Raw genomic sequence first — 16,132 nt, forward strand, 5'->3', positions numbered from 1 at the left:
ATAAGACTCTGGTAAGCCTTTGCATCTGAGGCCGCCTCGATAACGGTTGCATGAACATTGAAATTTCCGAAGTAATCAATGATGCGCTCCGAAGAGCGGTAATTCCTTGATAGTTCACGTTCCTCAATGTCGATGCCAGCCATCGCCTTGAAATCTTCATACGCAATCGGATAGCCACCGAGCGACTGATAAATCGCCTGATTGGGATCGCCGACAATAAAGGTCTTGGTCGTGCCTTGGCCGGCTTTCAAGATCGCAGCGATGATCGAATATTGGATTCGCTTGGTGTCCTGATACTCATCAACCAGTACGAAAGAAAACAACTGCGCCAGGAGGGTGCTGATCGCAGGATGACGCGCAATCAGTTGGTAGGCATAAAATAGAATGAGTTCGAAGTCGATTTGCCGACTTTCCCGAAGAATATCGAAGTATCTACCCAATATTTCACGCAGGCCGTCGTGCTTCCATGTCTGCGGGCAAGAAAGCACATAGTCGGTTTCGGTGAAATAGAACTCGCAATCCCAGAACGTGATCTTTGGCTTCTGATAAGGCTTGCACAGGGCTTCGAGAATCTTCTCACGCTCAAACTGATCGATCACGCGGAAACCTCGGTCCAACGCTTCGTGATAGACCCCGTATGGCTTCAATATCCATTCCAGACAAAAAGAATGGATCGTTCCTATCCAAAGGCGGGATGTGTCCACCCCAAGGCTCTCGATGCGCTCGTGAATCTCGTCGGCGGCACGATGCGTATAGGTGATCGCAACAACGAACTGCTTGTTCGACTCCAGCCTGGACAGCTCGTAGGCAATCTTGTAGGTCAGCGTGCGTGTCTTCCCGCTACCGGGACAGGCAATGAGAAATACGCTCCCAGCTTCCAAGATGGCAGTTTCCTGCTCCGGATTTAGATCACCTTTGTCCCATATAAACATGGCTAGAAGACCTTAAGGACGTCGTTGATACGATCATCGGGAAAGGTGGCCAGCATCTCGTTCCGGATGCCGACGAAATCGATTTCTCCTCTTCTAAAAGCCAGAAGTTTTTCCCTAAACTCGGTGAAAACCGCCGACGCAGTGACTAGATCGTCCTCATCGATGTAATTCACGCGATAGCTTAGTACGTTGAACCAGACCTCCTTTGCAACTATCGGATGCGCGAAAGCGATGGCGTCCAAAATGTGTTCTGGGATAGCCGTCTCTGGATCGACCTTTTTCCCCAGCAGGATGGCAAACCACCCCTTACCATAGTTGTCCGCCATGGTCAGCGCTCTTTGGCCATACCGCGCAATGTCGGCAGACTCAAGATCTGCCTTGGCTGTCGCAATGGTTGGCGCGTCCGTGTAGATGTCAGGAAGAATGCCCACCACCTTGCGAGCATTACCAGCCGCGACAAAATCGACCTCGAATGTGTGGGGAGAGAAAAACGGCGAAACCCAAGGGTTGTCTTGAAACAACTGTTCTAGAAGCGCTTTTCTAGCGACGCCTTTCTCTTGAGAGGCCTGGTACTTTCTCTTGCGCCGCTGCGTCCCTTCGGCGTCTCCGGCGACGGGCGCTGTGTCAATGATGGACTTGTCGAGATCCGTGACGATGCTGCATCGCTTTCGAATTCGATCATCGTGGAACAGAACCGCGACGTTCTGGAAGCCGGTGCTTCGGATGTTGATCAAGCTGATGCCGAGTTCGTCGAGGCTGACACCTAGCACCTTCTTGATCAAAATCGGGATCAGGATTTCTTCGGCATCACCCTCTACAAGAACGACGCTTTTGGCAAACAGCAGGTTGCTGCGTACCGCATCCAGATAGCGCTGGATATTACCTATTTCCTCGGGGTCCAAACCCGTTGCAGGCTGATAAGCCTCGCATCGATCACGCTCTCTGCCAAGAATGTTCACGTTCTGAACATTGCTGACTTCCGAGATATGTGTCGAATGGGTGGAATAGATGATCTGTGTGTCGTCGTATTGAAGTTTGTCGAACAGCGTCTTCTGAATATGTGTGTGAATGTGCGCTTCGGGCTCTTCGATCAGCAAGAAGTTGGCGATCGATTGCTTGGCCTTTTGATACTTAAATTCCAACAACTTCAACGTAAGGAAGATCAGGTTTGCCCCGCCTAGGCTCAATTCGTGGATAGGTCCTTCGTGGCCTTCTCCCGACTCCCCGACGAACAGCTTGAGCGACTGGAACAGCTTGTCAGCTTCGTCTGGCAAGTCAGACTTGATCGAAAGCGATGAGGGCGAGTAAGCCTCGCCCGCTGCGTCCTTAATGGTGTCTCGTATATCGGCCCGGACTACTTGGACATCTGGCAATGCCTCAATAGAGTCATTCAGTGCTTTCACTCCATCGGTAATCGCTTGGAATGCCACAGGGTCGATATCTCCGCTCTTGCCTTTCAAAAGTGACAGCAGCGGGTTGGTCCTATTGTTGTGAAACTCCGATACAACATCTCGCAGCGCCTGAACGAAAGTGAAGGAAATTTCCTTGGAAACCGACAACACGCTTGGAATCTTGGCGCCGATGGCGGGGAATTCGATTTCTTCGTTGAATCTGACGTTCTCGAAGTCGCCGACCACCTCTTTGTAAAAGGCCTCGTCATTGAAGTCAGCGGCGCTACGACCCGTAAAAATAGTTTCGTAGTCGTCCAGGCTGACTAGATTAAGAATTGCAGCGAGACCAGCGTGGTCGCCATCATCTAACTGAGAAAGGCGAAGCCTGATCTCTTTTTTGGGTCGGAAGATGAGGTTATAGGTGGCCTTGCCGATTTCATCATCCTCGATGCCACCCGTCCCATGTCGGAATAAGGCTTGGACTGCCTCATCCGCGGAGATGTCTTCGAATTCAAGGCTGATGATGATCCAGTGCCCTTGCCACTTCCCCAAGCCTCGATGAAAGTCAGTCGAATCTAACCGAAAGGCCGAGCGGATCATGTTGTCGTCAAGCAGCAGTCGGACCGCTCGAAACAGGTTGGTTTTGCCCGATCCGTTTTCGCCAATGATGGTGTTGATGCCTTTTTTAAAAAGCAGTCTGGTATTGGCAAAATTCCTGTAGTTGACCAGGCTGAGCTTAGAAATGTGCATGGAGGGCCTCGTTCTTTTATTAGGGAAGCCACATCACGTGCCGGCCGCCTCGTGGAATACCTGCCATTTTACAAGGTGCCGCTACTTTCCGGCACTTTAACGACGTGTCTAAGACCGGTGCGCAACTGGTCGATATTTGTCTATCTGCGATCGTTCTCGTTGAGGATGTCAGCATGTTGCGCCTGCCTCAAGGTATGAGGTTCCAGTAACTTGAGAAATGGGCGTCCCCCGGCCGGGAAGGCATGGCCGGGCGCGCTCTCGTGCTTCGCATCGAGCCTCGCTGCGCGAGTCTCGCCCCCTTCGGGCTTCCATCGCTGACGCCTACGGCCCGGCTTCCAGCGTCGGGCCTGCGCGCTTCGCTTGCGTGCAGTCGGCACAAAGGGACGGACGTTGCCTGTCCAGCCATCTTTCCTGACCTCATCACCTTGCTCGCGACTGTAGCCCGCGGCCGTGTGCCGTCAAGGCGCGCAGGGCCGTGTCCTCGCTGCGCTGCGGGCCGCACCAACCCTGCGCTTGTCTCCTTGACGGCCCCCGTCCACGGGCTCCCTTCCGTCGCGGGCGATGAACTCAGGAAAGACGGTGGCAACGAGGCCAACCGGGTTCTTCGTGCCGACCGCACCGAACAGCCGAAAGGCTGGGCTCCAAATCTTGGAATCCGGTGTGCGGTTTGAACAGCCAACCCTTCTTTGTCAGGAGAAAGACCATGCAACTCGCATCCCGTTTCGCTTCCCATTCCCCGACGCTGCGCAGCGATTACCCGCTGTCCGACGACCAAATCCGCCGCGTGGCCCCGTCCATCTTCGCGGACGCCCCGCACGAAAGCCGGTCCGAACGGTACGCCTACATCCCCACCGCCGCCGTGCTGGCAGAACTGCGCAAGGAAGGGTTTGAACCCTTCATGGCAGCGCAAACCCGCGTGCGCCACGACGACCGCCGCGACTACACCAAACACATGCTGCGCCTGCGCCACGCCAGCCAGATCAACGGCGCGGAAGCCAATGAAATCGTGCTTCTGAATTCGCATGACGGCACGAGCAGCTATCAGATGCTGGCCGGGATGTTCCGGTTTGTGTGCAGCAATGGCCTTGTCTGCGGCGACACGGTGGCGGACGTGCGCGTGCCCCACAAAGGCAACGTAGCCGAACACGTCATTGAAGGCGCTTACGAAGTCTTGAGCGGTTTCGACCGGGTGAAGGAATCCCGCGATTCCATGCGCGCCATCACCTTGAACGATGGCGAATCCGAAGTGTTCGCCCGCGCCGCGCTCGCGTTGAAGTACGACGAAGGCAAACCCGCGCCCATCACGGAAAGCCAAATCCTGATGCCGCGCCGCTTCGACGACCGCCGCCCGGACTTGTGGAGCGTGTTCAACCGCACGCAAGAAAACCTGACCCAAGGCGGTCTGCGCGGGCACAGCGCCAACGGACGCCGCCAGCAGACCCGTGCGGTGCAGGGCATCGACCAGAACATCCGACTGAATCGCGCGCTCTGGCTGCTGGCCGATGGCCTGCGCCAGCTCAAAGCCTGAATCCCCACGCGGTAGGGGCAGGCAGCAGCCCTTGCCGCTTCTCTCGTTGCTGCATCCCTGAACCGATAGGAGTTATCACCATGAACGCCGTTACCCAAACCGAAGCCCGCGCCGTCCAATCCCCCGCGCTGGAAGCTGCTGACCCGACCAAGAACCTGATTCTGGTTCCGCTGTCGAGGCTGGTGTCGCGCCCCACTGGCCGCAACGTGCGCAAGACCCCGCGCATGTCGATTCCCGAACTCGCCGCGAGTATCCAGCGCGTCGGCCTGCTGCAGAACCTCATCGTCATTGCCGCCGCCGATGGCGAGCATTACGAAGTCGTGGCCGGTGGCCGCAGGCTGGCCGCGTTGAAGCTGCTGGCGAAGAAGCGCCGTATCAGCAAAGAGTGGGAGGTTCCTTGCCTGCTGGTAGCCGATGGCACCGCACGCACGGCCAGCCTCACCGAGAACGTGCAGCGCGAAGCCATGCACCCCGCAGACCAGTTCGAGGCATTCGCCGCGCTGGTGGCAGAAGGCCGACCGATCGAGGACATTGCCGCCGATTTCAGCGTGTCCCCGCTGGTGGTGCATCGCCGCCTGAAACTCGCCAACGTCTCGCCGCGCCTGCTGGCCGACTACCGCGCCGATGCCGTGACGCTCGATCAGTTGATGGCCCTTGCCATCACCGACGACCACACCGCGCAGGAGGCCGCGTTCTACGATGCGCCAACGTGGCAGCGCAGCCCGCATAATTTGCGTGACCGCCTGACCGAACGCGAAATCGACGCCTACCGGCATCCGCTGGTGCGGTTCGTCGGGCTGGACGCCTACGAGCAGGAAGGCGGCGGCATTCGCCGCGACTTGTTCGCGGAAGGTGACGCGGGCGTATATCTGACCGATGCCGCACTGCTGGAACGGTTGGCGCAGGACAAGCTGGCCGGTATCGCCGCCGAAGTGAAGACCGAAGGCTGGGCATGGGTGGATGCCACGCCCGCCGTGACCCACGCCGACCTGCATGCATTCCAGCACGCCCCGCAGGAACGCCGCACCCCGAGCAAGCGCGAAGCGCAGCGCATCGAGAAGCTGCAAGCCAAGCTGCACGAACTGGCCGAAGCCGTGGACGCCGCGCTGGACGCCGAAGACGAAGAAAAGGCCGACGCCTTGCAGGAGGAAGGCGAACGCCTGGGCGAGCAGTTGCAGGCGCTGGAAGATGGCTTGCAGAACTACGGCGCGAACACGAAGGCCACAGCCGGTGCCATCGTCACCATCGACCGCAATGGCGAGGCCGTGATTCATCGCGGTCTGCTGCGCGAAGCCGAAGCCAAGGCACTGCGCACGTTGGAACGACTGCGGCAAGGTTTCGGCAGCGTGGAAAGCGAAGCCGGGAACGACGACGCAGGCGAGGACGACACGCAGCCCAAGACCGCCGCCATGTCCGACCGGCTGGCGCAGCGGTTGAGCGCTCACCGCACCGCAGCGCTGCAAATCGAAGTCTCCCGGCATCCGCAAGCCGCGCTGGCTGCCGTGGTGCATGGCATGGTGCAGACGGTCTTGCAGGAACGCCGCTACGGCCACGACCTGCCGCTGGGCGTTAGCCTGAAAGTGCAAGACCGGCTGGAAGGCATGGCCCCGGACATACCGGATTCACCCGCCGCCGTGGCGTTGCGCGAGTTGCAGCAGGTGGCAGGCGAAGTCTTGCCGCAGGACAGCGCCGAACTGTTCGCAGTGCTGCTGGCGAGGCCGCAAGACGATCTGGTGCGGCTGCTGGCCGTGTGCGTGGCGTCCACCGTGGACGTGGTGACGCCCCGCGCCACGCAGCGCCAACCCGGCGCGGAACTGGCGCAGGCTGTGGGGCTGGACATGGCCGCATGGTGGCAGCCCACGGCAGACGGGTATTTCCAGCATGTGCCGAAAGCCGCGATTCTGGAAGCCGTGAGTGAGTTCGCGCCGTCGCAGGCTACCCGACTGGCGAAGTTGAAGAAGGCCGACATTGCCAGCGAGGCCGAACGGCTGGCCGATGGTACGGGCTGGATGCCCGCCGTGTTCAAGAGCGGACACGACACAGAGCCGCAGGAAGGCGCGCAGGACGTGGATGCGCCGGAAGATGCCGACGACGAGGTGGAAGCGCACGCGCTGGCCGCGTGAGGTAGCCGCATCACCCCGGCGCACTGCGCCGGGGCTTTCACTCGAACCGGGCGCGGCATGTCTGCCGCACCCGGTTTCAACATCCAAAGCAAAACCGCCACGTCGCCGCCTTCAACCAGGCGGCGACGTGGCGGGCGCACAAGTGCCTTGCACGCGGTACGGCGATCGGTGCCCGCCGATGCGGGCAAGGTTTCGATGACGCCCAGCCGCAATGGGCGGAGCATGTGGGGCTACGCCCCGGCTTGCTGCGGCAGGTTGTGCAAAAGCCTGCCGTCCACGACGCTGGCGGTTCGTCGCCTGTACGTCACGAAGGACGGTTCACCGACACACGCACCCGGCCTTGCTTATGGACTTCCACGCCAGCCTCAAGCACGGGGCCGCAAGCTGCGGCAGGGGCGCTCCCGCCTTGTCGCTGGGTATTGGCCTTGCCGCATCAGGGCACAAGCCAGTGAAGCCATCACGCGGGGATGTCGAGTCGGCCATGTCTCCTTTCGGGAGCGGTCGGCCTGTGCGTCTTTGGTCTGTTGTGAATCCTGGCGAGGGCACGGCTGCGCCTTGGGCTTCATGGCCGCAACCTTCCAGCGCAAACAATTTCCCCGCCGCTGCGCGGCTTCCTCGCGGGACAAATTCTTTGCGCTTCCAGGTTCTCCACGATGTTGCGACCGCTGCGCGGTGCGACCCGCCCATCCCTCGCCGACCGGATCACAACAAGGACGCACTGGCGCGATCTTGTTCAACCCGAAAGGAAAATCATCATGGCTAACATCGGCACCTTCACCGCAGACAAAGACGGTTTCACCGGCACACTCCGCACCCTGACGCTCAACGTCAAGGTCAAGCTGGTTCCCAACGACAAGGGCAACAACGAGAACGCCCCCGACTTCCGCCTGCAGGCGGCAAGCCACGACATCGGCGCGGCGTGGAAGAAGACCAGCGAAGCCGGACGGGATTACCTGTCCGTGACCCTGGACGATCCTTCGTTCCCGGCAACGGTCTATGCCCGCCTGATCGAAGGCGAGGACGGCACGCACGACCTGATCTGGTCGCGCAGCAAGCCTCAAGCGGCCTGACGGCCGCCACCAGCGCCCCGCCCATTGCGGCGGGGCGCAGTGCTGCTAGTGGCAGCACCGCGCGCCTACGGCGCGTCGCGCTTCTTCAAAATTGCCTCCAGCTCTTGGCGCACCTGTGCCAGAAGCTGATCGGCCTTGTGCGGACTGTCGCCGGCATAGGCCAGCGTCAACAGCGTGAGCGGATGCACTTCCATGACCTCGCACAGCTCGGTCAGTTTGTGCAGAGTCGGACTTTTCAGGTCGCGTTCCAGTGAACTCATATAGGTTCGGCTCGACACGTCAGAAAACGCTTCCTGGCTCAAGCCGCGCGCTTTTCTGGCTGTCCGTATTGCCGTTGCCAATGAGTTTTTTGCCGCCACCAATGGTTTTCCCTATAAAACCAAGATGACAACCCATTGCGCCCTATAGGGCTACAATCTATAGTGTTCAATTGGTGTTGTTGTTTTCCGTATTTGTGCCTTTAAGGAAATCCGCCTCTGAGGATTTCGCCAGAACCGGGGAGCCGCATTCGTGCCTTTCCTGACATCCACAATTCCGCGTCTGCGTTTCTGTGCATGTACGGATTCGAGAGTTTGCGCATCCGTGCTTGCGCACGAAAGCGCATATCCGGCTTGGCTGTTCCGTGCTTCGCCAGAAAAGCGTGTTCGTGCATTCGCAGATACGTGGGATTCCCGCCCATGACCCAGCCGCTCACCACCGCCGACGAACGCGCCCGACTGCTCGCCAACGGCGCGGCGCGCGCCGCCGGCCAGAGCATCGACCCACTGCCGGTGGTTCGACTGTTCACGCCCGATGCGCATGCGACCTGGCTGCTGGCCGCGCTCGACCCAGCCGATGGCGACACCGCGTGGGGACTGATCGACCTCGGCATCGGTATGCCCGCACTGGGGACGGTCAAGCTGTCCGACTTGACGGGCGTCGTCGAGCCGCAGCAGCGACCCATCCTGCGTGACCTGTATTTCCGCGCCTCGCGGCCGTTATCGGAATACGCCCATCTGGCGCAGTGCGATGGTTCGATCCCCGACTGACGAACCACCGGCTCCCTGCGGCGGGCCATCCAGAGACAGGCCGTTGCAGCGCATTGTGTCTTTCTCAGTCTGACTCAAGACGGCTGGGGTCTGAATCGGCACTCTTGCACCAAGAGTGTGCGGCTTGACCTAGAAAGACATGATGTGTGTCGCGGGCTGCGGCACGGTGTCAGTGCCGCGCCCCATTTCCGGGATGCGCGGCCGTCGCACTCGGACGACCCGAGCAAGGTTTCGGAGCTAATCGGTCTTGACACTCTCTCTACAGCTTAAGTTACGCCATTCCTGATGGCGCTTTGATGTCTTGATGCCGTAGCTATTCGCGCCCGAGGTCGTGGCGACGTTCCTGTTGAACAGGAGGTCGCGTCATGGCTGATCGAAGCGCCGATTTCTGGTATCCAACCGCCGCGTATCTCTACGTGCTGCACCTGGACGGGCTCGCGCTGGCCTGGGAGTATCTGCGCCGCCACCCCGACTACCGGCGCGACTGGCTGCGCCGTCGCCATCGGCCGGAAGCGGCGCACCCCTGGGGGTTGCGCCTGCTGGAAGACCCGGCGCTGGATGCGCGCGACGCGCATCCAGCCTGGTTCCCCGACCATGACGCCGTGCTCCAGCTCTACCCGGACGCCGACCCGCCACCCGATGCCGACGCGTTCGAGTTCTGGCGCATCCCGGGCCACAAGCATCTGATCCACGACGGCAAGCGCTTGGTGCTGGTGGCACGATGGCCCGGCTGCTGCGTGCGGCTCGCACTGGCACCGGGCCTGACCGATGGCATGGCCTATCTGTATGCCGTCCGCGCGTGCGCTGCGCCCTGCGCGCGCTACCGCACGATGGCGGCCGAACTGGACACCCTAGCCGCAGTAGCGGAAACCGCGCCTGCGGCAGCGGCCCGCTCCCGGCCCACGCCCGCCGCGCTGCTGGAGTTGCACACGCTCCAGGCACTCGACGCGACCTTGGCGGGCGCGTCCTTGCGCGAAACAGCCGCTGGGCTGTTCGGCACCGAAGCCGTGGCCAGCGGCTGGTACGCCGACGGTGGCCTGCGTTCGCGCGTGCGCCGCTTGGTGCAGCGCGGCCGATTGCTGATGCGCGGCGGCTATCGCCGCCTGGCACAGCTCGAATGACCTGCGGAGGGTCGCTGTGCCTGCACTGCAAAACGACCCTCTGCGCTCCGCACCTCTTTCTTGAGACTGCCTCCATCCGGTCGCGTTGTGTGGCCGGGCGTTCCTGACCGATGGAGGTTCTCACCATGCGACCCGCTCCCTTGCGACCTGCCGCCGCTGCCGCCGCCACGCCCGCGCAGCCACAACGCTATCTCACCAACGACGAGGCCGCCGACTATCTGCGCCTCTCGCCGCGCACGCTGGAGAAACGGCGCGTGATCGGCAATGGCCCGAAGTTCCGCAAGTTCGGCCGGCGTGTCATGTACGCGGTGGCCGACCTTGATGCCTGGGCCGACCAGCGCAGCTACGAAACCACATCCGACCCAGAATACGCCGAGCACCACTCGGCCGACAGCCGTGCGCGCTGATCGGTGGCTCGCCGGTGGCCATCGCCCTGTCCAACCCATCGCAGGAGCGGGAACAGCTCGATCTGTTCCGCGCCTTGCCGGGCGACATGGCGCCGCGCGACAGCCAGGACCTGATGGCCTTTCCGTTCTTCTCGCTGGCGAAATCGCGGCGCACGGCGCCGATCGACTTCCGCAGCGGCAACGTCACGATACGCGTGGAAGGGACACTGGAGCACGGCATCGCCACCATCTGGGATGCGGACATCCTGATCTGGGCCGCTTCGCAAATCGTGGAAGCGCGCGATGCGGGCATTCGCCCATCGCGCCTGATGCAAGCAACGCCCTACGAGATCCTGCGCTTCATCGGGCGCGGAACGTCGCTGCGCGACTACCAGCGTCTCAAGGCCGCGCTGGATCGCTTGCAGTCGACCACGGTGGCCACGTCCATCCGAGAGACGACAGGACGACGGCTGCACCGCTTTTCTTGGATCAACGAGTGGAAAGAGTTGGCCGACGCCCGCGGCACGCCGCTGGGCATCGAGCTGATCCTGCCGGACTGGTTCTATGCGGGCGTGCTCGATGCGGCACTGGTACTCACCATCGACCCGGCGTACTTCCGACTCACTGGCGGCATCGAGCGATGGCTCTACCGCTTGGTGCGCAAGCATGGCGGCAGACAGGAGGCTGGCTGGCAGTTCGACTTCCGACACCTGTATCGCAAGTCTGGCAGCAGCACGCGGTTCTCGGACTTCGCCTACGACTTACGCGCTTTGGTGGCGCGGCAATCGCTGCCGGGCTACGTCCTGGGCATCGAACGGATGCCAGGCGATCGAACAGAGCTATTGATCTTCCGGCCCGTGCCGTTCACGGCACGGGGATAACTGCGGGACAACCTGTGGACGGGCTCGTGCTATCAGGAGTAACGGGTATCGTGCTATCGGGAGTACGGCTATCGTGCTATCAGGAGTACGAATCGCCCGCAAAGCCAATAACGGCGCGGGTTTCGACGCCCCTTAACTTACCTAACTTAAATTCTCTAACTTTTAGTAGAAGCGCGCCGTTTCGGTGGACAACTGCCGAAACGCAAAAACCAAAGCAACTCCGAAAGAAAAAACAACCCCGGTTTTCAGGGCAAAAACAGGCTGGCTTTCCAGATCGGAGGGCCGCGCCATGATCGTTGCCTTGCTCAATCAGAAAGGCGGCGTGGGCAAGACCACGCTCGCCACGCACATCGCGGGCGAACTGGCGACGCGCGGGCAATCGGTCATCCTGCTGGATGCCGATCCGCAGGGCTCATCGCTGGACTGGACACAGCGCAGAAGTCAGCAAGGTCTGCCCAGGCTGTTTAGCGCCGTGGGCCTGGCACGCGAAACGCTGCACCAGGAGGCCCCAGAACTCGCCAGGCGGGCCGATCACGTCATCATTGACGGACCACCTCGTATCGCCGCCTTGGCGCGCTCTGCGCTGCTGGCGGCCGAGCGCGTGCTGATCCCGGTGCAGCCCAGTCCCTACGACCTGTGGGCCAGCGCCGAGATGGTGGCGTTGATACGCGAAGCGCAAGTGTTCCGACCTGCGCTGCGCGCGGCCTTCGTCATCAACCGGCGCGTCAGCACCACCATCATCGGCCGGGAGGCGCGGCAGTCGCTGGCCGAACAACCGCTGCCAGCACTGCGCTCGGAAGTGCATCAACGCATCGTCTTCGCCGATAGCGTGGCTGCCGGACGGCTCGCACGCGAGACGGCGCCCGAGAGCGCCGCTGCGCGTGAGATCGCCGCACTCACCGACGAACTGCTGCGGTGGCCGACATGACGAATACGCGCGGCAAACGCATCGGCATCGGCGCACGTCCGCCAGCGAATCCCCACGCTGAGGCGTGGATTCGCCAGGGCAACGCCGACGCTTTGCAAAAGGGCGACCTCTATACCGCGCGCCTGACCCTCGACATCACGCCCGCCATGCGGGCGCGCATCAAGGTGTCCGCCTTCACGCGTGGCGTGACGGTGGCCGAACTGCTGCGCGCACTGCTGGAACGCGAGTTTCCGGAGAACTCCCAATGAACGTACAACCTTCGGCGGTCACGGCCGCCACGACCAACACAAATCCGCCTTCGCTCGCGATGCTCGCCAGACGGGCCGGCACCGTACCGTTGACCCGCGTATCGCTCGCCTACGTCGAGCGGCGCATCGACCTCTATTTGCGCTTTGGCGAACCGTCACGCATCGTCCGGCTTGACCACTGGCGCCGTGTCGCGGTGTTCTTGTCGGGGGCCGTGTTTTGCCGCATCCGGTGGCAGGCCAATGACTACGGCACGACCCGTTGGGAACTCATGGTGATGCAGGCTTGCACGTCGCTGGATGCGGCGCAGCGCATCCCCGGCGTGTTGCCCGGCGCGCGGTTGCTGCTGCATGCCGAAGGGGAACCCGCCGTCCGCGCCGTGTTTGCGCAGCTCGACGCCATCGAGGCGCTGGGCATCGCGCCAGCCGACGTGTCGCCCGCGTACTGGCGCACGCTCGGCAACCGGCTCGCTGCGCGCTTGCCGCTACCCGAATACACCGCCGAGCGACACGCGGCTTGGCTGGCCGGGAGGGCATTGCCATGACGACGCTTTCCACATCCAGCATCGCACCGCATCCTCGTTCGCGCTTGCGCGCTCGCATCGCGCTGACGGGCTTCGCCGCTGCCGGCCTCGCTGCGCTGGCCTGGGCCGCGTTCGTGTCTCCGCTACCGCGTCTGACCTACAACCCGTCCGACAGTGTCGCGGTCGGCTGGTATCGCATCGAACCGTTCGGCCATCGGGCCGCCTCGCTGCCACATCCGTTGTCCGTGGACAGCATCGTGCTTGTCCCACTGCCGGCGGAAGCTGCCGCACTCGCTGCGCAGCGCGGCTACCTACGGACGCGCGTTCCGCTGCTCAAGCGAGTGGGCGCCATATCACCGCAGGAGGTGTGCATCGCTGGCGGTGTCGTTCGCATCGACGGCGTGCCTGCGGCCGCCGCGCTACCGGCCGACCGGCTGGGCCGCCCGCTGCCATCCTGGCAGCAGTGCCGCCGCCTTGAACCTGGCGAATTGTTTCTGTTGAGCGTGACCAACCCGGCATCGTTCGACAGCCGCTACTTTGGGCCGATTTCGGCTTCTACGGTGATCGGTCTTGCGCATCCGGTCTGGCTGGAGACACGCCCATGATGGCCGCCGATTCGCTGCACGTTCTCGTGCATCTCATCGTGTCATCCGGCGTGTCGTCCCGCTGGTCGCCACCGTGTCGTCGCGGGTGCAGTGCGGGCGCATTTGCGCCGCACTTCGCGCAACATCCGGCGCCACCTTCCCATGTGCAGGCGTCTTGCCTCGAACGCGCCCGGCCTGTGGCTGTGGCCGCGTTCGCCGGCGGGCTGGCTGCAGGCAGCGCAGCGCCGCCGGGACGCCGAGGCCCAGAGCGAAAGCGAGGGGCAAAGGCGGAAGGCAAGATAAAAGGTCGCGGCACATGGCCGCTTGAAAACCGTGTCTGCACATGGGGGGAGCGCGGCACGCGCTCAGGGGCGGCAGCGTGCCGCGAAGGTGCACCATGCCGCATCGGCTTTGGCGAAACCGCGTGCTTCGTCCGCTGGACTGCGCCGGTCTTGGATGGAGCCACACCATGAGCCAGCGCGACGATGACTACTTCCGCGTTCGTCCTGGTGCGCCGAAACAGCGCGGCGATGCCTACATCAACAAGGTGCTGCGGCAGGCCAACAAGGCTGGCGCGAAGCTCGGCAAGGCGGCCGGCAAGGTCGGCCAGCGGCCCGGTTCCCGGCTTGGTCGCGGCCATGTCGCGGCGCGCTTCGCTGGGCGCTCGCTGACCGCAACCGCGCGGCGCGTGACGATCAAGGCGCGGCTGGTCAATCTGGCGAAGGCCGGACCGCGCTCGACCGCCGCGCACCTGCGCTACATCGAGCGCGAAGGCGTCGATCGCCAGGGCGGGCCGGGTCACGCCTACGGCCCGACGACCGACACGGCGGATACCACCACCTTCGAGGAACGCGGGCGCGAGGATCGGCACCAGTTCCGTTTCATCGTCTCGCCGGAGGATGCCGAACAGCTTGACGACCTGCGCACCTACACCCGGCATCTGATGGCGCGCATGGAGGCCGACCTGGGCACACGGCTGGAATGGGTGGCCGTCGATCACTGGAACACCGACAACCCGCACACGCACGTCGTCCTGCGCGGCAAGGACGACACCAGCAAAGACCTCATCATTTCTCGCGACTACATCGCCGAGGGGATGCGCCGGCGAGCGTCGGAGTTGGCGACCGAATGGCTGGGGCCACGCACCGAGCTGGAGATGCAGCGCGCCATGCAGCGCGAAGTCGAACAGGAGCGATGGACGGGCCTGGATCGCACCTTGCAGCGCGAGGCCGGTGACGATGGCCTGGTGCACGTCGAACGCTTCGCCGAACCCCGACTGCAACGCCAGCGGCAGGCGCTGATCGGCCGCCTGCAATGCTTGCAGCGCATGGGGCTGGCGACCGAGCAACAGCTCGGCGCGTGGGCCGTCCACGCCGAGGCCGAGCCGACCCTGCGGGCGATGGGCGAGCGCGGTGACATCATCCGCACGATGCAGCGGGCCATGAGCGGTAAGCGGCGCGAGCTGGCCGTGTTCCAGCCGGGCGCAGATGGTCGTACCATCGTCGGCCGCGTCGCCGGCAAAGGGCTGGCCGATGAGCTGTACGACAAGGGTTATCTGATCGTCGATGGCACGGACGGCAAGGCGCACTATGTCGCGCTGCCGCAGAGGTCAGAGCTGGAGCAGTATCCGACCGGCGCCGTGGTGGAGGTAAAAGGTGCCGCTGACGTGCGCGCCGCCGACCGCAACATCGCCGCGCTGGCCGTCGATGGCGTGTACCGCACCGATCATCACCTAGCCGTCGCCCAAGGTCAGGCCACGTCCGACCGCGATCCGCGCGAGGTGGTGGCCGCGCACGTCCGGCGGCTCGAAGCACTGCGCCGCGCCAGCATTGTGGAACGCGAGGCAGAAGGCGTCTGGCGCATCCCCGGCGACCTGGCCGAGCGAGGCCGCCAGTACGACGCGCGGCGCCTCGGCGGCGATGTGGCGGTGGAGCTGAAATCGCACCTGCCGATCGAACGGCAGGCGCGCGTGATCGGCGCTACCTGGCTCGATCAGCAGTTGATCGGTGGCGGCAAGGGGCTGGGCGATTTGGGCTTTGGAGCCGAGGTCAAGGACGCGCTTCGCCAGCGCGCCGATTTCCTGGCCGAGCAGGGATTGGCCGAGCATCGCGGGCAGCGCGTCGTCCTCGCGCGCAACCTGCTGGCGACGCTGCGCGGGCGAGATCTGACACAGGCCGCGAAGGACATTGCCGCCGAAACCGGGCTGGAACATCGGCCCGTGGGCGACGGGCAGCGCGTGGTCGGCATCTACCGGCGCAGTGTCATGCTTGCCAGCGGGCGCTACGCGATGCTCGATGACGGTATGGGGTTCAGCCTAGTACCGTGGAAGCTGGTGATCGAACCGCAGTTAGGACAGCAACTTGCGGCGACGGTCCGCAGCGGCAGGGTGTCATGGGACATTGGGCAGCAACGCGGACAGTCAATAGGGTGACGTGTTGGGATCGCCGGCGAAATACATGCGGCTGGTGTCGCCGAACCGGCCATCCTTGATGATCGCCATGTCGATGTTGACGATGTCGCCTTTTTTCAAGACCTTCTGCGTAGAAGGGATGCCGTGGCAAATCACATTGGTTGACGGAGGTACAAACCGTTTGGTGATTTGATGAAACTGCGCTTGCCCATTTTTATATCTTCTGCGTGG

At 62.8% G+C, this 16,132-nt stretch carries 16 protein-coding genes and 1 pseudogene; 12 read left to right on the top strand and 5 right to left on the bottom strand.

What is annotated here, in order from left to right; genetic code table 11:
- Both KF708C_RS01520 and KF708C_RS01525 read right to left on the bottom strand, forming a co-directional pair.
- Window positions 1-881, bottom strand: an 881-nt coding sequence (locus KF708C_RS01520; protein ID WP_231586356.1) for a UvrD-helicase domain-containing protein, incomplete at its 3' end; no start/stop codon positions are given.
- 53 nt (window positions 882-934) lie between these two features.
- Window positions 935-3,073, bottom strand: a complete 2,139-nt coding sequence (locus KF708C_RS01525) for an ATP-dependent nuclease (RefSeq protein ID WP_059410517.1) — start codon at window positions 3,071-3,073, stop codon at window positions 935-937.
- A 703-nt stretch (window positions 3,074-3,776) separates the two neighbouring features.
- Here KF708C_RS01525 and KF708C_RS01530 point away from each other — a divergent pair.
- The 3 genes from KF708C_RS01530 (at window position 3,777) to KF708C_RS01540 (ending at window position 7,794) form a co-directional block, all read left to right on the top strand.
- Complete coding sequence (locus KF708C_RS01530) at window positions 3,777-4,601, top strand: DUF932 domain-containing protein (RefSeq protein ID WP_059410518.1); 825 nt, start codon at window positions 3,777-3,779, stop codon at window positions 4,599-4,601.
- An 80-nt stretch (window positions 4,602-4,681) separates the two neighbouring features.
- Window positions 4,682-6,724 carry a ParB N-terminal domain-containing protein gene (locus KF708C_RS01535; protein WP_059410519.1) on the top strand — a complete coding sequence of 681 codons (2,043 nt, stop codon included), beginning with the start codon at window positions 4,682-4,684 and terminating at the stop codon, window positions 6,722-6,724.
- A 755-nt stretch (window positions 6,725-7,479) separates the two neighbouring features.
- Window positions 7,480-7,794, top strand: coding sequence for a DUF736 domain-containing protein (locus tag KF708C_RS01540; protein WP_026437459.1), 315 nt, complete (start codon window positions 7,480-7,482; stop codon window positions 7,792-7,794).
- A gap of 65 nt (window positions 7,795-7,859) precedes the next feature.
- Here KF708C_RS01540 and KF708C_RS01545 read toward each other — a convergent pair whose 3' ends face one another.
- A complete protein-coding gene (locus KF708C_RS01545) occupies window positions 7,860-8,153 on the bottom strand; it encodes a helix-turn-helix domain-containing protein (protein ID WP_082079407.1) in 294 nt (97 codons plus the stop codon).
- A gap of 318 nt (window positions 8,154-8,471) precedes the next feature.
- Here KF708C_RS01545 and KF708C_RS01550 point away from each other — a divergent pair, with 318 nt between their 5' ends.
- From KF708C_RS01550 to KF708C_RS01565, 4 genes are all read left to right on the top strand, one after another.
- Entirely contained in the window at window positions 8,472-8,822 is a 351-nt protein-coding gene (locus KF708C_RS01550; protein WP_059410520.1) for a DUF2958 domain-containing protein, read from the top strand.
- A 365-nt stretch (window positions 8,823-9,187) separates the two neighbouring features.
- A complete protein-coding gene (locus KF708C_RS01555; protein ID WP_059410521.1) occupies window positions 9,188-9,943 on the top strand; it encodes a DUF2285 domain-containing protein in 756 nt (251 codons plus the stop codon).
- Window positions 9,944-10,068: 125 nt separating this feature from the next.
- Complete coding sequence (locus KF708C_RS01560) at window positions 10,069-10,350, top strand: helix-turn-helix transcriptional regulator (RefSeq protein WP_059410522.1); 282 nt, start codon at window positions 10,069-10,071, stop codon at window positions 10,348-10,350.
- An 86-nt stretch (window positions 10,351-10,436) separates the two neighbouring features.
- Entirely contained in the window at window positions 10,437-11,210 is a 774-nt protein-coding gene (locus tag KF708C_RS01565) for a replication initiator protein A (RefSeq protein WP_231586361.1), read from the top strand.
- A gap of 162 nt (window positions 11,211-11,372) precedes the next feature.
- On the opposite strand, the gene KF708C_RS36865 is transcribed toward KF708C_RS01565, so the two are convergent.
- Window positions 11,373-11,501, bottom strand: a complete 129-nt coding sequence (locus KF708C_RS36865) for a hypothetical protein (protein WP_269432132.1) — start codon at window positions 11,499-11,501, stop codon at window positions 11,373-11,375.
- On the opposite strand from KF708C_RS36865, the gene parA reads away from it, so the two are divergent.
- The 5 genes from parA (at window position 11,500) to KF708C_RS01585 (ending at window position 15,922) form a co-directional block, all read left to right on the top strand.
- Window positions 11,500-12,138, top strand: a complete 639-nt coding sequence (parA, locus tag KF708C_RS01570) for a ParA family partition ATPase (RefSeq protein ID WP_059410524.1) — start codon at window positions 11,500-11,502, stop codon at window positions 12,136-12,138. The two genes, KF708C_RS36865 and parA, sit on opposite strands and share 2 nt — an antisense overlap.
- Window positions 12,135-12,386 carry a hypothetical protein gene (locus KF708C_RS01575; protein WP_059410602.1) on the top strand — a complete coding sequence of 84 codons (252 nt, stop codon included), beginning with the start codon at window positions 12,135-12,137 and terminating at the stop codon, window positions 12,384-12,386. The genes parA and KF708C_RS01575 overlap by 4 nt, the downstream gene beginning before the upstream one ends.
- Window positions 12,383-12,928 (top strand): DUF2840 domain-containing protein, encoded by a 546-nt coding sequence (locus tag KF708C_RS01580; protein ID WP_059410525.1) that lies wholly within the window; start codon window positions 12,383-12,385, stop codon window positions 12,926-12,928. The genes KF708C_RS01575 and KF708C_RS01580 overlap by 4 nt, the downstream gene beginning before the upstream one ends.
- A complete protein-coding gene (locus KF708C_RS34245; RefSeq protein ID WP_082079408.1) occupies window positions 12,925-13,512 on the top strand; it encodes a S26 family signal peptidase in 588 nt (195 codons plus the stop codon). Before KF708C_RS01580 ends, KF708C_RS34245 begins: the two co-directional genes overlap by 4 nt.
- Window positions 13,513-13,960: 448 nt before the next feature.
- Window positions 13,961-15,922, top strand: a complete 1,962-nt coding sequence (locus KF708C_RS01585; protein WP_059410526.1) for a relaxase/mobilization nuclease and DUF3363 domain-containing protein — start codon at window positions 13,961-13,963, stop codon at window positions 15,920-15,922.
- A 3-nt stretch (window positions 15,923-15,925) separates the two neighbouring features.
- Here KF708C_RS01585 and KF708C_RS34255 read toward each other — a convergent pair.
- A pseudogene (locus KF708C_RS34255) lies at window positions 15,926-16,060 on the bottom strand (M24 family metallopeptidase); the annotation flags it as partial.
- Window positions 16,061-16,132: the final 72 nt, after the last annotated feature.

The sequence above is a fragment of the Cupriavidus basilensis genome (assembly GCF_000876015.1).
GTDB lineage: Bacteria > Pseudomonadota > Gammaproteobacteria > Burkholderiales > Burkholderiaceae > Cupriavidus > Cupriavidus basilensis_B.

Bases quoted from the DNA above. Each gene is read 5' to 3' on its own strand.
- KF708C_RS01535 (WP_059410519.1), top strand. From the start codon at position 4,682: ATGAACGCCGTTACCCAAACCGAAGCCCGCGCCGTCCAATCCCCCGCG.
- parA (WP_059410524.1), top strand. From the start codon at position 11,500: ATGATCGTTGCCTTGCTCAATCAGAAAGGCGGCGTGGGCAAGACCACG.
- KF708C_RS34245 (WP_082079408.1), top strand. From the start codon at position 12,925: ATGACGACGCTTTCCACATCCAGCATCGCACCGCATCCTCGTTCGCGC.
- KF708C_RS01575 (WP_059410602.1), top strand. From the start codon at position 12,135: ATGACGAATACGCGCGGCAAACGCATCGGCATCGGCGCACGTCCGCCA.
- KF708C_RS01580 (WP_059410525.1), top strand. From the start codon at position 12,383: ATGAACGTACAACCTTCGGCGGTCACGGCCGCCACGACCAACACAAAT.
- KF708C_RS01555 (WP_059410521.1), top strand. From the start codon at position 9,188: ATGGCTGATCGAAGCGCCGATTTCTGGTATCCAACCGCCGCGTATCTC.
- KF708C_RS01560 (WP_059410522.1), top strand. From the start codon at position 10,069: ATGCGACCCGCTCCCTTGCGACCTGCCGCCGCTGCCGCCGCCACGCCC.
- KF708C_RS01530 (WP_059410518.1), top strand. From the start codon at position 3,777: ATGCAACTCGCATCCCGTTTCGCTTCCCATTCCCCGACGCTGCGCAGC.
- KF708C_RS01565 (WP_231586361.1), top strand. From the start codon at position 10,437: ATGGCGCCGCGCGACAGCCAGGACCTGATGGCCTTTCCGTTCTTCTCG.
- KF708C_RS01550 (WP_059410520.1), top strand. From the start codon at position 8,472: ATGACCCAGCCGCTCACCACCGCCGACGAACGCGCCCGACTGCTCGCC.
- KF708C_RS36865 (WP_269432132.1), bottom strand. From the start codon at position 11,501: ATGGCGCGGCCCTCCGATCTGGAAAGCCAGCCTGTTTTTGCCCTGAAA.
- KF708C_RS01525 (WP_059410517.1), bottom strand. From the start codon at position 3,073: ATGCACATTTCTAAGCTCAGCCTGGTCAACTACAGGAATTTTGCCAAT.
- KF708C_RS01585 (WP_059410526.1), top strand. From the start codon at position 13,961: ATGAGCCAGCGCGACGATGACTACTTCCGCGTTCGTCCTGGTGCGCCG.
- KF708C_RS01540 (WP_026437459.1), top strand. From the start codon at position 7,480: ATGGCTAACATCGGCACCTTCACCGCAGACAAAGACGGTTTCACCGGC.